Raw genomic sequence first — 12,594 nt, 5'->3', positions numbered from 1 at the left:
GCGGGGCTCTTCTGTACTTGCCTGCTTATTTAGCCTTTTGGGGACGCGAGGGTAATGGGGCCGGTCGGACCTTGCGGTAGCCCTCGCGCATTGGAGGCCGATCGGTGGGCAGCTCCTGGATCATTTCCTTGAGCGCGCCAATTCCGTACTCCAGCTGCGGGTCCGTCCCGGCTGCGTAGGCGTGCGGCGGGAACAGCACCTCGATGTCCGGCTCCACGCCACGGTTTTCCACGTCCCAGCCGATCCCGCCACTGAACCATGTGGCGTATCGCGGCTGGGTGACCCCGGTGCCGTCAGCAAGCGAAAAGCGATTGTCGATGCCCACCACACCACCCCAAGTGCGCGTTCCGATGACGGGGCCAATGCCCCTCAGCTTGGACACTTGGGTAATGATGTCGCCATCGGATCCCGCGAATTCATCCGCGAGGATGATCACGGGTCCACGTGGTGCGTGGTGCGGGTATGTCCTCGGCTTTTCACCGCGCGGCATGCTCCAACCTGTGACCTTGCGCCCGATCAGTTCTGCAACCAACTGGGATGTGTGTCCGCCGCGGTTGCGCCGCACATCCACAATAAGGCCGTCCAAAGCAGTCTCCGTATCCAAGTCGCGGTGAAGCTGCGCCCAGCCGTTGGCCATCATGTCCGGGACATGCAGGTAACCGAATTTGCCGTCCGAGGCCTCACGGACTGTACGCCGGTTGGCCCGGACCCAGTCCTGGTACCGCAGCCGCTCCTCATCGCGGACAGGAACCACGGCAACGCGCCGCTGGACACCCGCAGCGTCGCCATGACCGTCACCGTTCAAGAGGGTGAGCTCCACGGTCCTGCCTGCAGAACCCACCAGTTGCATTGCCGGCGTCAAGACCGCGGAAAGCTCGACGCCGTCGATCGCCAGCAGCACGTCACCCACCTTGGCGTCCGCGCCCGGACGGGTCAAGGGTGAAGTAGCCAGCGGATCGGAAGACTCACCTGCAAGGATCCGGGTAATTTCCCATCCGTTGGTGCCGAGCTGGAACTCAGCTCCAAGCCTGCCCTGGCCGTGTCGTCCGGGCTCCGCAACAGCGGCCGGCTTGACGTAGGCATGCGACGTTCCCAGCTCGCCGTGGATTTCCCACAGCAGGTCAACCAGGTCATCGTGGGAACCAAGCCGGTCCACGATGGGACGGTAGCGCTTGTAGACAGAGTCCCAATCCTGGCCTGCCATGTCGGCGGTCCAGAAGAAGTCCCGCTGCAGCCTCCAGGCCTCGTCGAATGCCTGGCCCCAAGCGGCCACGGGGTCCAAGATGACCCGGACCCTGTTGAGCTCCACCTTCACGAGGTCCGCGGAGTCCTCCTCCACCTTGTTGTCAGCGGGAACGGACGTGATTTGCTTGTCGTGCACGTAGATGATGCGGCTAAGGTCACCCGACAAGCGGTAGCTGTCCACTGCCTTGACGAGCGTGGCCTGCTTGCGCTTGGCAAGGTCATACCGGACCAAGGACGGCGCCGTTTTCTTGTCCTGAAGGGTGCCTCGCCCATCGCCCATGACACCGGAAAGCTCAGTATCGAGCCACAACAGTGCACCGTCACCAACAGCCAGGTCTGAGTAGTTCCCCTGAGGTACGGGGACAGCGATAACCCTGTGGGCAAGTCCCTCCGGGTCAACGCGCACGGCTGGCGCTTCGCCGTCGTCGGACTTTGTCGCGGCGGGTGACGCGTCCTCCAGCGCGTCTACGGAAGGGCCAAACGGCGAGGACGTGTCCGCTGCCAAAGCAACCAGGTACGGCTTGATGGGGCTCGGGAAGGACAGGTCGAACGAGTGACCGTCGTAGACGGGGTCGAAGCTCCTGTTGGACAGGAACGCCAGAAATTTTCCGTCAGGGGTGAACTTCGGGGACTCGTCGCAGAAGCGGCCGTCGGTCACATCGATGATTCCTGACTCAGGCTCTGCCGGGCGGGCGATCCTCAGCTTGCTCCGCGAACCGAAGGACGTTACCGGCTCGGACCAGACGAGCCACTGGGAGTCGCTGGACCACGCCAGTTCGTCGATGCTGCCTTCACCGACGCTGACAAGCCGCGTCAGCTTGCCGGCCGTGGTGTCCGCAACGAAGACATCGCCGAAAGACGTGCCCACGGCAAGCCAGCGGCCATCCGGGCTGGCTTCCAAAGCACTCGTCCGGGTAGAGGCGGGAAATTCAAGGCGGAGATCCGCTGATTCTTCCGCCGATGCGGAAACCGCGGTTGTCTTTGTGCCTCCCGCGGTGTCTGCGGATGGCTCACCGTTGACCGGCTCCACCGATGTTGTCCGGGTTTGGTCTTCGGACGCCCGTGTGACACTGGTGCCCGCCTGCGCGGAAGCGGTTCCCTGTCCCACCACGTTCGACGCCGAGACCGGCTTGGGAAGCGGAGCTGATTCTTCGGTAGCTGCGGCGGGCTGTTCAACAGCGATTTTGGGAATCTCCACCACGGCCGAAAGGCGGGCGGCGATGCGCTTGATATACAGCGCTTCCACTCCCCCACGATCGGCGACGTAAGCTATCCGGCCGTCAGTAAGTGGCCGGGGCAGGCGGGCGCGGACGCCTGGTGTTGCCTCAACCACGCGGGAAGGTCCGTCCTTGTGCCGGAGCCAGTGGATGGTGCCATGCGATTCCACTGCACTGGCCGTACCGGTGACGTTGGGGAAGACATCCCCCAAGTGGGCGGAAGCCTTGAGCGGTGCGGGGCGACGGCCCGGTGATGCCGACCCAAGAGTGATGTTTAATTTGACGGGCTCAGCATCCGCGTCCAGTGACGGGAGCATCCAGATCTCGCCTGCCGATTCAAAGACCACCCGGGTGCCGTCCGTGCTTGCGTGCCGGACGTAGAAGTCCTCGTGGTCCGTATGCCGGCGCAGTCCGGAACCATCAGGAAGCACAGAATAAAGGTTTCCGTAGCCCTCGTGGTCCGACAGGAAGGCAATTCGTCCTTGAATCCACAATGGGTCGGTGAGGTTTCCGTCGATCTCCGCCACCAGCCGCTCGAACTCCCCGTTGCCGTCGGCATCGATCCAGAGCTTCCCGGCGGTGCCTCCGCGGTAGCGCTTCCACCAGGCGGGCTCACGTGAGAGAACGCTTGCCAGGACTACCGGCTTCTCGTCACCGATTTCCGGACCAAAAGCAACAGCCTCAACCGGGCCGAACGGAAGTTCGACGGCGGCGCCGCCGTCCAGCGGGAGGCTGTAAGCGTACGTGTGACGGCTTTCGGCTTGTTGGAACGCGCTCGTTACCACCACGTTCCCTGATGGCGTGAAGCCTTTGACCTTAGTGGTGCTGTGCCCGAAGTAACTCAGCTGCCTGTACCCGCCGCCGTCGACGTTGGCTATGACCACCTCCGGTGACGTGCCCACCACAGTAGTCCACACCAGCGCCTTGCCGTCCGGAGTGAACCGTGGGTTCCTCGCCGGCAGTTGCTGGGAGGATACCCGCCAGGCGCGGCCTCCTGAAAGGGGTGCGATCCAGATGTCGTCTTCGGCCACAAAGGTGACCAGATCGCCGTGCACATGCGGGAAACGGAGGTAGCTGGAGGAGGTCATTGTTCGATCATAGTCAAGAGGCACCCTTCAGTTGCGGCATCCGCTGTCGTTTCCACCACAAGCGTTCGCCATGGTGAGATGGGTCATGAGAATCGTGATGTCCGGAGCTTCGGGAATGATCGGAACGGCCCTGTCCGAGCAGCTGGTTGCTGACGGTAATGAGGTCATCCGGCTGGTGCGGCGCCCAGCCGCGTCAGCGCTTGAATGGACGTGGGACCCAGCCAAGGGTGAGCTGGATGAGGCTGTCCTGGACGGTGCAGACGCCGTGGTCAACCTCTCGGGGGCAGGCATAGGCGATCGTCCATGGACAGAACGCCGGATCCAGGTCCTCACGGAATCCCGTCTCCGGACCACTCAAACCCTGACCGCCGCCATGCGACGACTTGGCAAACCGCCCGCAGCATTCATCAGCCAATCCGCTTCCGGCTACTACGGCGCCTCACGCGATGGGGCGCTTAGGGAGGATGCCGGGCCCGGCGACGGCGTGTTAGGCCGCCTGTCCATTGAGTGGGAGCGCATGGCACGGACTGCTCCGGCCGGCGTTCGGGTGGTGACGCCCCGGACAGGCGTCGTGCTCAGCACCTCCGGTGGTGCACTCGGGCCGCTGTTCCCCTTGTTGAAGCTCGGTCTGGGTGGACCTTTTGGGAACGGCCGCCAGTATTGGCCGTGGATCACTTTGGCCGACGAAGCCAGGGCCCTCGCGTACCTCCTTAAAGCACAAATTGACGGTCCGGTGAATGTCTGCGCCCCGGAGAGCGCAGATGTGAACACGATAGTCGCGGGCCTCGCCAAAGCATTCAACCGGCCGGCCTTCTTCCGTGTACCCCGACCCGCCCTGCGACTGGTTCTCGGTGGCCTTGCCGATGAACTCGTGATGGCCAACCAGCGAATGGTGCCCGCGCGGTTACAGGAAGCCGGCTTCCACTGGCTGCACCCGTCCCTCCCCGATGCCATGGCATGGCTGCGCCAGGAAAAGGCCCTCTGAAGATGTGCTTGGCTTCAGCGGCCCCCTTACCCGGCCGGACCGGCGTCGCGAATTCCGGAGATCCGCCACCGCCCGTCCGAACGAACCAGGTCCAGCCGAAGCTGCTGCGGTGTCCCGGCGGCCCCGGTCCTGACAACTGCCCCTGACACTAGGCGTTCCTCATAGCCGGACGTGGCGGCAGTAACCTCCACCAGCACATGATCGGACTGCGCGGGTCCTTCCACGGTCAGGGCTGTCAACGCTGTATGGAGTCCAACAAACGCTGTTCCAGCGTCCCGCAGGTAATCGCTCACCTGTTTGTCGGTCGCTTCGGCCTGCGAACCAGGCGCGTTGACCAAATCCAGAAGGTCAAGGCGCCGTTCTCCCAAGGCGATGTCACGCACGGCGGACAGCGCGGACACGGCTACTAAGGGATCCTCTGATTGGAGCCCGGTGGCGAGTGCAGCCGGCAGATCCTGTGCGTCCGTTTGATCCAGGCCATGTGTGGCTTCCGTCGCCTCACCGGGGTCGGCAACGCCGCTTTCCATCGCCGCTTGCTGCAGCATCGCCGTCGTCGTGCTGTTCTGCTGCCAAAGAATCCAGGATGCAGCGCCAATCAGTACGCCCATCACTGCCAAAAGAACCCACCGGCGGCCAAGCCCACCACCGGGCCTGCGGCTCCGGCGATGCCCAGGCTCGGCTGTTGGCAGCGACCGCGCGCGCGTGAACGGCAGCAATGTCCACCAGATCTTCAACCAACGGGTAGTCCGGCTTAAAGAACGGGTTGCGCGCCGCGGTGAACGTCCCAATATCTCGCGCCGGGTCAGCAATTCAGGAATAACGGAGGAATGCACGGCACCTGATAAATCCAGGGCTTCGGGAGCAGCACTCCTGAAGATCGCAGTGCCTAGCTCCTTGGCCGACGGACGCTTCCGAGGATCTGCGCTTAGAGCAGCTTCCAAGGCTGCGGCCAGGGCTTTGGGAACCTCCGGGACCAGCAGTGACAGGGGTGGACGATCCTGTTCCTGCTCCGGCGTGGTCCCGGTCAGGCAGTACCAGCCGACCGCGCCGAGGGCATAGACGTCCCGCTGCGGTTGGATGGTGTCCCGGGAAATATCGCCGTTCACTGGCGATTCAGATCCTGGCTCCATGAATCCGGGCGTTCCGACGCCCAGGTCGTGTGGTTTGTCGCCTACCTTGGCGGCGACGCCAAAGTCCGCCAGCAATGGCATCCCGACGGCTGTAAACAAGACGTTTCCGGGTGACACATCTCCGTGTTCCGTGCCGTTGGCGTGCAGATAATCCAATGCCTGGGCAATGGGAGTCAGGATCGTCACAGCTTCTCCGACCGTGAGCTTCCCCCTCGCGGACATCAGGTTGGCCAGCGAACCTCCCGCTGCATAATCCATGACGATCCCCAGTGTTCCCTCAGCCGCGCCTTCCATGTGGAGGATTTCGTGAACACGTATGAGGTGCTTGTGCTTGAGTTGGGAGAGGAGCCTCATCTCACGGTTTGCGTCGGCAAGAACTTCGGCTCGTGACGTTGCCAGGCCGCCAGCGGCACCGGCTTTGGCACATTTGACCGCGAACCGGGCACCGTCCTTATCCCTCGTGGCAAGCCAAACGGTAGAACTACTGCCCTGGCCCAGTGGGCGGGATATTACGTAGCCCGGGATGTGGGGAGCCACTGCTGCGGGAATGTCCAGAGTTTCCATAAACAAGGTGTACCCGACTGCCGGATTTTCCGCAGAAGTTATCCACAGGCAGTGTCATGACCACTCCCCGCTTCAACAGGTCGGGATGCGACTGAGAGCTTCACCACAAAACCATGGCCAGTCTCCTGCTGGGTCTAAGCTTGAACCCATGACTCTTGAGTTTTCACAACTGGGTCTTGCCCCGGATTTCGTAGATTACATGCAGGGCTGGGACCTGCAGCGCGAAATCCACAACAAAGTTGTTGCGGGCGAGAAGAACAGCACCGTCTTGGTCCTTGAGCACGCCGCCGTCTACACGGCCGGCAAACTCACGGAGGACCACGAGCGACCCTTTGACGGCACTCCCGTTGTTCCCGTGGACCGCGGCGGGAAACTGACGTGGCATGGCCCAGGGCAGCTCATCGCCTATCCCATCCTCAAACTCAAGAACCGTGCCGGTATCCGCGACTACGTGGAACGGCTTGAGGCCATCATGATCGCCGTCATGCAGGACTACGGCATCAAGGCCGTCACCGTGAAGGGCCGGGCCGGAGTCTGGATCCTTGCCGATGACAAAGGACCCGACCGTAAGATTGCCGCGATCGGCATTCGGGTCCTGGACGGCGTAACCATGCACGGCGTGGCCATCAACTGCAGCAATGACCTCGCGCCCTATGCGCAGATCATCGCCTGTGGCATCACCGACGCCAGCGTCACCACCATGTCGCTGGAAACCGGCCGGACCATCAACCCCGCCGACATCGTTGACCGCTTCGTTGAAGAATTCAGCAAGCACGAAGAAGCACTCGTTTCCACACCCGAAGGAGCACTCCAGTGACCTTGGCACCTGAAGGCCGTAAGTTGCTGCGCGTTGAGCAGCGTAACTCGGCGGTCCCGGTTGAACGTAAGCCTGAGTGGATCAAGGCCAAGGTCCAGATGGGGCCGGAGTTCGTCCAGCTCAAGAACCTGGTGAAGAAGGAAGGCCTGCACACGGTGTGTGAAGAGGCCGGCTGCCCGAACATTTTTGAGTGCTGGGAAGACAAGGAAGCGACGTTCCTGATCGGCGGGTCCGAGTGCACCCGGCGCTGTGATTTCTGCCAGATCGACACCGGCAAACCCTCCCCGGTGGACATGTTCGAACCCACCAAGGTGGCCCGGAGCGTGCAGGCGATGCAGCTGCGCTACGCGACCGTGACCGGGGTGGCCCGTGATGACCTGGCCGATGAGGGTGTGTGGTTGTACGCCGAAACGGTCCGCAAGATCCATGAACTGAACCCGGGCACCGGGGTGGAGTTGCTGATCCCTGATTTCTCCGGCAAGCCCGAGCACATCGCGGCGATCTGTGATTCAAAGCCCGAGGTATTCGCGCACAACGTCGAGACCGTGCCGAGGATTTTCAAGCGGATCCGTCCGGCGTTCCGGTACGAGCGGTCCCTGGATGTCATCACCCAAGGCCGGGACCTTGGCATGGTGACCAAGTCCAACCTGATCCTGGGCATGGGTGAGACCCGCGAGGAAATTTCCGAAGCGCTGCGGGATCTGCACGCTGCCGGGTGTGACCTGATCACGATCACCCAGTACCTGCGTCCGTCCGAGCGGCACTTGCCGGTGGATCGGTGGGTCAAGCCGCAGGAGTTCGTGGACCTCCAGCACGAGGCCGAAGAGATCGGGTTCCTCGGCGTCATGTCCGGCCCGTTGGTGCGCTCCTCCTACCGGGCAGGGCGTTTGTGGGCCACCGCGATGCGGAAGAAGGGCTGGGAAATCCCGGCCGCCCTGGCCCACATCGAGTCCTCCGGCACCACCCGCCAGGAAGCCTCCACCATCCTCGCCGCCCACGGCTAAGCACCACGCACAGCATCACCAAGAAGCACTACCAGTCAGTACTGAAGGACCGGATGCCACCTGCGTAACGGCGTCCGGTCCTTCTGCGTACATCACGTAGAATTAAGGCACTATGGCGAACTCCTCTGATTCCAGCAATTCGACCCCCTCGGCCGACGCACCCAAGCGTGGGCTGTTCCAGCGCAAGCCCAAGGAAGCCAAGGCCAAGAAGCCGAGCCAGCTGAAGCAGATCGCTGAAGTCTTCAAGATGACCCGGCGAAATGATCCACAGGTTGTCTGGATCATGGTGCTGGCATTCCTTGCAGTGGTTGCTGTGGCCTTCCTCATTGGCTTCTTGCTGGAGAACTGGGTTACCGGCCTGATCATTGGTATCCCGCTTGGCCTGCTAGCCGCCGTCTTTATTCTTTCCCGCAGAGCTGAGAAAGCCGCCTTCGCGCAAATCGAAAACCAGCCCGGCGCTTCCGGCGCAGCGCTTGGTACGCTCCGCCGCGGTTGGGTGACCCAGGATCAGCCTGTTGCCGTCAACCCCCGCACCCAGGACGCTGTGTTCATGGCCATTGGCCGCCCCGGCGTCGTTCTGGTCAGTGAAGGTCCCACGCACCGCGTCAAGCCTTTGGTGGACGCCGAGCGCAAGCGCCTGGCGCGCATCCTGCCCAACGTAACCATCCACGTTCTGGAATCCGGTCGCGGCGAGGGTCAAGTGCCCCTGAATAAATTGGCCAAGACCATGGGCAAGCTGAAGAATGAACTCACCAAGGTGGAGGTCAATGCGGTCTCCAAGCGCATCAACTCCCTTGGAAACCGTCTGCCGATCCCCAAGGGCATCGATCCCTACAAGGCCCGCCCGGACCGCAAGGCCGCACGCGGACGCTGATCCCGAAGAGAAAACCGCCCCTGTCGCTTGTTGGAGACAGGGGCGGTTTTTCGTTTGATGGCGCGAAGGCAGAGAAAACTACATCCTGATGAGGATGGTGTTCATTGCCTTGTCGTGCAGGCCTCGCTGGTCGGGATCGAAGACGACCGCAGGGATGACAAGGCACAGTAGGAGGGTCCGCACCACGGCGGCCAACGGACCAGCGGGGCCGCCACCCAGCCGGACCACGTGGATTCCGGCAATCCTGTGACCGATGCTGTAACCCAACGTGCCGATCAGCAGAATCTGTTCCACGGCAAAAATGGCCAACGTTGCCCAAGGGTTGCCACCGAAGGCAAAATTGCTGATCACGAGGGCGATGGTCCAGTCCACCATGATGCCCAGGATGCGCCTTCCGGCGCGTGCCATGGAACCTGGCCCGGATTCGGGCAACCCGAGCCGTTCACCAGGATATTTGGAGATTCCGGAAGTGTCCGGCCCGCTCAGCCAAGAGCCAATGTCTTTACGATCTACCACCCTCCAAGCCTAACGGCTGGCATGCCTGGCGGCCGACCGCAGGCGGATCGATCTTGGTCGCTTAGCGCCCGGATCTTCGCTCCGGTGTTCGCCCACCGGACCGACATGGACCGGACACCGGGAAGCCGACTACCGTTTACACAACAGATGATTCTGTAACCTGCCGGAAACAATACCGACACCCCCGGGAAATCCCATCTCCCTATGGTGGTATGAGTTGCCAGCCACCATGGCACGGGGAACTTTTTGTGTCTCCGGACCCTTGGAATGGGCTGCACCACGCGGCCTGCCGGGCCTGTTACTTGATATGCATAAGGAGCATAGATGTTCAAGACTGCGGACGAAGTCCTCAAGTTCATCAAAGACGAAGACGTCAAATTCGTCGATATCCGCTTCACCGACCTCCCTGGTGTCCAGCAGCACTTCAACGTGCCGGCCAAGAGTGTCGACCTCGATTTCTTCGTCCACGGCCAGCTCTTCGACGGATCTTCCATCCGCGGCTTCCAGGGCATCGCCGAGTCCGACATGCAGCTCATCCCGGATGTGACCTCGGCCTTCATCGACACGTTCCGCATCGAGAAGACGCTTGCGCTGAACTTCTCCATCGTGAACCCCCGCACGGGTGACCCCTACCACCGCGACCCCCGCGGCGTGGCAGAGAAGGCTGAAGCGTACCTGGCATCCACCGGCATCGCAGACACCGCATTCTTCGCTCCCGAAGCCGAGTTCTTCGTCTTCGACAACGTCCAGTACGAGTCCTCCCCGCAGGGCAGCTTCTACAAGATCGACTCTGAGGAAGCACACTGGAACACCGGCCGCAAGGAAGAGGGCGGAAACCTCGGTTACAAGACCCCCGTCAAGGGCGGTTACTTCCCGGTCTCCCCCACCGACAAGCAGGCCGACCTGCGCGATGCCATGTGCATCGAACTGGACAAGGCCGGCCTTGAGGTCGAGCGCTCCCACCACGAAGTTGGGTCCGCCGGCCAGGCTGAGATCAACTACAAGTTCACCACGCTGACCGCGGCTGCTGATGACCTGCAGAAGTTCAAGTACATCATCAAGAACACCGCAGATGCCTGGGGCAAGTCCGTTACCTTCATGCCGAAGCCTGTCTTCGGTGACAACGGCTCGGGCATGCACTGCCACCAGTCGCTGTGGAGCAACGGCGACCCCCTGTTCTATGACGAGAAGGGCTACGCAGGCCTCTCCGACACCGCTCGCTGGTACATCGGCGGCCTGCTGAAGCACTCTTCAGCAGTCCTGGCCTTCACCAACCCGACGGTCAACTCCTACCGCCGCCTGGTCAAGGGCTTCGAAGCTCCTGTGAACATGGTCTACTCGCAGGGCAACCGCTCCGCCGGTATCCGTATCCCGATCACGGGCACCAACCCGAAGGCCAAGCGCATCGAGTTCCGCGCTCCGGACCCCTCGTCCAACCCGTACCTGGCGTTCGCCGCCCAGCTGATGGCCGGCATCGACGGCATCCGTAACCGCATTGAACCCCCGGCTCCCATCGACAAGGACCTCTACGAGCTCCCGGCCGAGGAAGCCAAGGACATCCCCAAGGCTCCGGGGTCCCTGGAAGAAGCTCTTGAGGCCCTGCGCGAGGACAACGAGTTCCTGCAGGCCGGCGGCGTCTTCACCCAGGACCTCATCGACACTTGGATCGACTACAAGTACGAGAACGAGATCCGTCCGCTGTCGCTGCGCCCGAACCCGTACGAGTTCGAGCTCTACTACGGCGTCTAATACCGACACGTAACAAAGAGGCCAGCCTCAGTCCGTTCAGACTGAGGCTGGCCTCTTTCGTGCGGGTGCGAACTACTCAGACTTGCTTTGGTCGCGGTCCCGGAGATTCTTGGTAATCTCATCCAGCTTGTCCTTGACGAAGCTGGCGGCCTCCGAAATACCCTTTTCCGCGCTGCCCAACGGGTCCAGCTGAAGGTACACGTCCTTATCGATGGGCAGGTCGTATTCGTCCTTCAGATGAGTGCCACCGGCAACCCCGTCGAGGGACAGGTATACAAGGGCCTCGGTCCTTGCTATGCCCGCGATTGTACCGAAGACGACCGTGAAGTCATTGGGCTGAAAGCTCACAGAATGGCCCACGTGACGCCGGTCCAGTTCTCCGGCAGGAATGGCCTTCTCGGACGGATTTCCGTTGTATTCCATGTACTTCCCCTATGCGTTGAGATCAGATACATAAGAAGTCTATAAGGATACTTAGAGTATTGGGTTGGCAGATGCCGCCAAGGCCTCACCGAACGGCGGTCCGCTACTGCTTTCCGTATTTTTTGTGCACTGCCTGCTTACTCACGCCCAGGCACAGCGCAATCGCTTCCCACGACAAGCCGGATTGCCGGGCAGCCCGAACCAGAGATGCCTCCGTTCGGCCTACTTCCTTCTGCAACTCCGCAACGGCGTAAAGCGCCTCGGCCGGGCCCATGCTGTCCATGGATCCCACCAGTGTTTTCATCCGATCCACCTCCATGGCGTCAACAATAGTTGACGCCATGGAGGCCGTCAATCTTAATTGACGTCAGGGTGCTGATGGGCGCTGGTGCGGCCCTCGATCGAAAGCCTTGTACATGGTCCGCTGCGGACCCGCATTCCCGCCCAGATAGCGCCCCGAGTCTACGAATCCCGCTTTCAAGTAGGCCGCCAGCCCTGCCGGATTGCGTTCGTTAACGGAAAGCACGACGCCGGCCTGCCCGCCACCCAGCCTGGCCGTCAGCTTGCGCGCTTCCGACACTGCGGCACGCGCCGCCAAGGTACCGAGGCCGCGCCCCTGGCTTCCCGAGTCGATAAGGAACCCTCTCAACAACCACACCGACTCATCATCCGGCCAGCCCGCGAGCTTGGCAGCGCCGGACTGAAGGGTCAACACACCAACAGCAACTCCCCCTGACTCAATGACGTAAGGGAGGCGTGATTCTTCTTCCAAGGAAATCAGCATCATGCGTAAGGGATCCCCAACGAACTCCCGCTGTTTGGCTTCAACGGCCAACTCCGCTACCGCGCCAAGCTGAATGGCGCGGGCGTCGTCGTCGAGCATTTTGAGGGGGATGAGCCAGATATCACCTCGCTCATGACGATCACCGTCGACCAATAGTTCTTCTTCTGATTCACATTCGGGCATTTTCGGAATCTCCCA

At 61.9% G+C, this 12,594-nt stretch carries 11 protein-coding genes; 5 read left to right on the top strand and 6 right to left on the bottom strand.

Going from position 1 to position 12,594, the window contains the following annotated elements; all coding sequences use genetic code 11:
- Positions 1-25 precede the first annotated feature (25 nt).
- Positions 26-3,550, bottom strand: a complete 3,525-nt coding sequence (locus tag ACNAOT_RS08860; RefSeq protein ID WP_420180766.1) for a S41 family peptidase — start codon at positions 3,548-3,550, stop codon at positions 26-28.
- An 85-nt stretch (positions 3,551-3,635) separates the two neighbouring features.
- Here ACNAOT_RS08860 and ACNAOT_RS08855 point away from each other — a divergent pair, with 85 nt between their 5' ends.
- A complete protein-coding gene (locus ACNAOT_RS08855; RefSeq protein ID WP_420180765.1) occupies positions 3,636-4,535 on the top strand; it encodes a TIGR01777 family oxidoreductase in 900 nt (299 codons plus the stop codon).
- A gap of 26 nt (positions 4,536-4,561) precedes the next feature.
- Here ACNAOT_RS08855 and ACNAOT_RS08850 read toward each other — a convergent pair whose 3' ends face one another.
- Positions 4,562-6,229 (bottom strand): serine/threonine protein kinase, encoded by a 1,668-nt coding sequence (locus tag ACNAOT_RS08850; RefSeq protein ID WP_420180764.1) that lies wholly within the window; start codon positions 6,227-6,229, stop codon positions 4,562-4,564.
- 148 nt (positions 6,230-6,377) lie between these two features.
- Between ACNAOT_RS08850 and lipB the strand changes: the two genes are divergently transcribed.
- From lipB to ACNAOT_RS08835, 3 genes are all read left to right on the top strand, one after another.
- Complete coding sequence (lipB, locus tag ACNAOT_RS08845; protein WP_178995561.1) at positions 6,378-7,046, top strand: lipoyl(octanoyl) transferase LipB; 669 nt, start codon at positions 6,378-6,380, stop codon at positions 7,044-7,046.
- Positions 7,043-8,050 (top strand): lipoyl synthase, encoded by a 1,008-nt coding sequence (gene lipA, locus ACNAOT_RS08840; protein ID WP_011774451.1) that lies wholly within the window; start codon positions 7,043-7,045, stop codon positions 8,048-8,050. The genes lipB and lipA overlap by 4 nt, the downstream gene beginning before the upstream one ends.
- A 112-nt stretch (positions 8,051-8,162) precedes the next feature.
- The gene (locus ACNAOT_RS08835; RefSeq protein WP_017200871.1) at positions 8,163-8,924 is read left to right on the top strand and encodes a DUF4191 domain-containing protein; all 762 of its coding nucleotides are present in this window, start codon (positions 8,163-8,165) and stop codon (positions 8,922-8,924) included.
- Between the two features lie 78 nt (positions 8,925-9,002).
- Here ACNAOT_RS08835 and ACNAOT_RS08830 read toward each other — a convergent pair whose 3' ends face one another.
- Positions 9,003-9,440, bottom strand: a complete 438-nt coding sequence (locus ACNAOT_RS08830) for an RDD family protein (protein ID WP_091466684.1) — start codon at positions 9,438-9,440, stop codon at positions 9,003-9,005.
- A 324-nt stretch (positions 9,441-9,764) separates the two neighbouring features.
- Here ACNAOT_RS08830 and glnA point away from each other — a divergent pair, with 324 nt between their 5' ends.
- Entirely contained in the window at positions 9,765-11,189 is a 1,425-nt protein-coding gene (glnA, locus tag ACNAOT_RS08825) for a type I glutamate--ammonia ligase (RefSeq protein WP_091466683.1), read from the top strand.
- Positions 11,190-11,261: 72 nt separating this feature from the next.
- Here glnA and ACNAOT_RS08820 read toward each other — a convergent pair whose 3' ends face one another.
- From ACNAOT_RS08820 to ACNAOT_RS08810, 3 genes are all read right to left on the bottom strand, one after another.
- Positions 11,262-11,612, bottom strand: a complete 351-nt coding sequence (locus tag ACNAOT_RS08820; RefSeq protein ID WP_420180763.1) for a hypothetical protein — start codon at positions 11,610-11,612, stop codon at positions 11,262-11,264.
- A 103-nt stretch (positions 11,613-11,715) separates the two neighbouring features.
- Positions 11,716-11,931 carry a transcriptional regulator gene (locus tag ACNAOT_RS08815; protein ID WP_091467641.1) on the bottom strand — a complete coding sequence of 72 codons (216 nt, stop codon included), beginning with the start codon at positions 11,929-11,931 and terminating at the stop codon, positions 11,716-11,718.
- 48 nt (positions 11,932-11,979) lie between these two features.
- Complete coding sequence (locus tag ACNAOT_RS08810; protein ID WP_420180762.1) at positions 11,980-12,579, bottom strand: GNAT family N-acetyltransferase; 600 nt, start codon at positions 12,577-12,579, stop codon at positions 11,980-11,982.
- Between the last annotated feature and the right edge of the window lie 15 nt (positions 12,580-12,594).

It is taken from the genome of Paenarthrobacter sp. TA1.8, from assembly GCF_048595705.1.
Classification (GTDB): Bacteria; Actinomycetota; Actinomycetes; order Actinomycetales; family Micrococcaceae; genus Arthrobacter; species Arthrobacter nitroguajacolicus.
Note: the sequence above shows the minus strand (reverse complement) of the source record. Positions and strands in the feature narration are given on the sequence as shown.

Bases quoted from the DNA above. Each gene is read 5' to 3' on its own strand.
- ACNAOT_RS08860 (WP_420180766.1), bottom strand. From the start codon at position 3,550: ATGACCTCCTCCAGCTACCTCCGTTTCCCGCATGTGCACGGCGATCTG.
- ACNAOT_RS08855 (WP_420180765.1), top strand. From the start codon at position 3,636: ATGAGAATCGTGATGTCCGGAGCTTCGGGAATGATCGGAACGGCCCTG.
- ACNAOT_RS08850 (WP_420180764.1), bottom strand. From the start codon at position 6,229: ATGGAAACTCTGGACATTCCCGCAGCAGTGGCTCCCCACATCCCGGGC.
- lipB (WP_178995561.1), top strand. From the start codon at position 6,378: ATGACTCTTGAGTTTTCACAACTGGGTCTTGCCCCGGATTTCGTAGAT.
- ACNAOT_RS08835 (WP_017200871.1), top strand. From the start codon at position 8,163: ATGGCGAACTCCTCTGATTCCAGCAATTCGACCCCCTCGGCCGACGCA.
- glnA (WP_091466683.1), top strand. From the start codon at position 9,765: ATGTTCAAGACTGCGGACGAAGTCCTCAAGTTCATCAAAGACGAAGAC.
- ACNAOT_RS08820 (WP_420180763.1), bottom strand. From the start codon at position 11,612: ATGGAATACAACGGAAATCCGTCCGAGAAGGCCATTCCTGCCGGAGAA.
- ACNAOT_RS08815 (WP_091467641.1), bottom strand. From the start codon at position 11,931: ATGGAGGTGGATCGGATGAAAACACTGGTGGGATCCATGGACAGCATG.
- ACNAOT_RS08810 (WP_420180762.1), bottom strand. From the start codon at position 12,579: ATGCCCGAATGTGAATCAGAAGAAGAACTATTGGTCGACGGTGATCGT.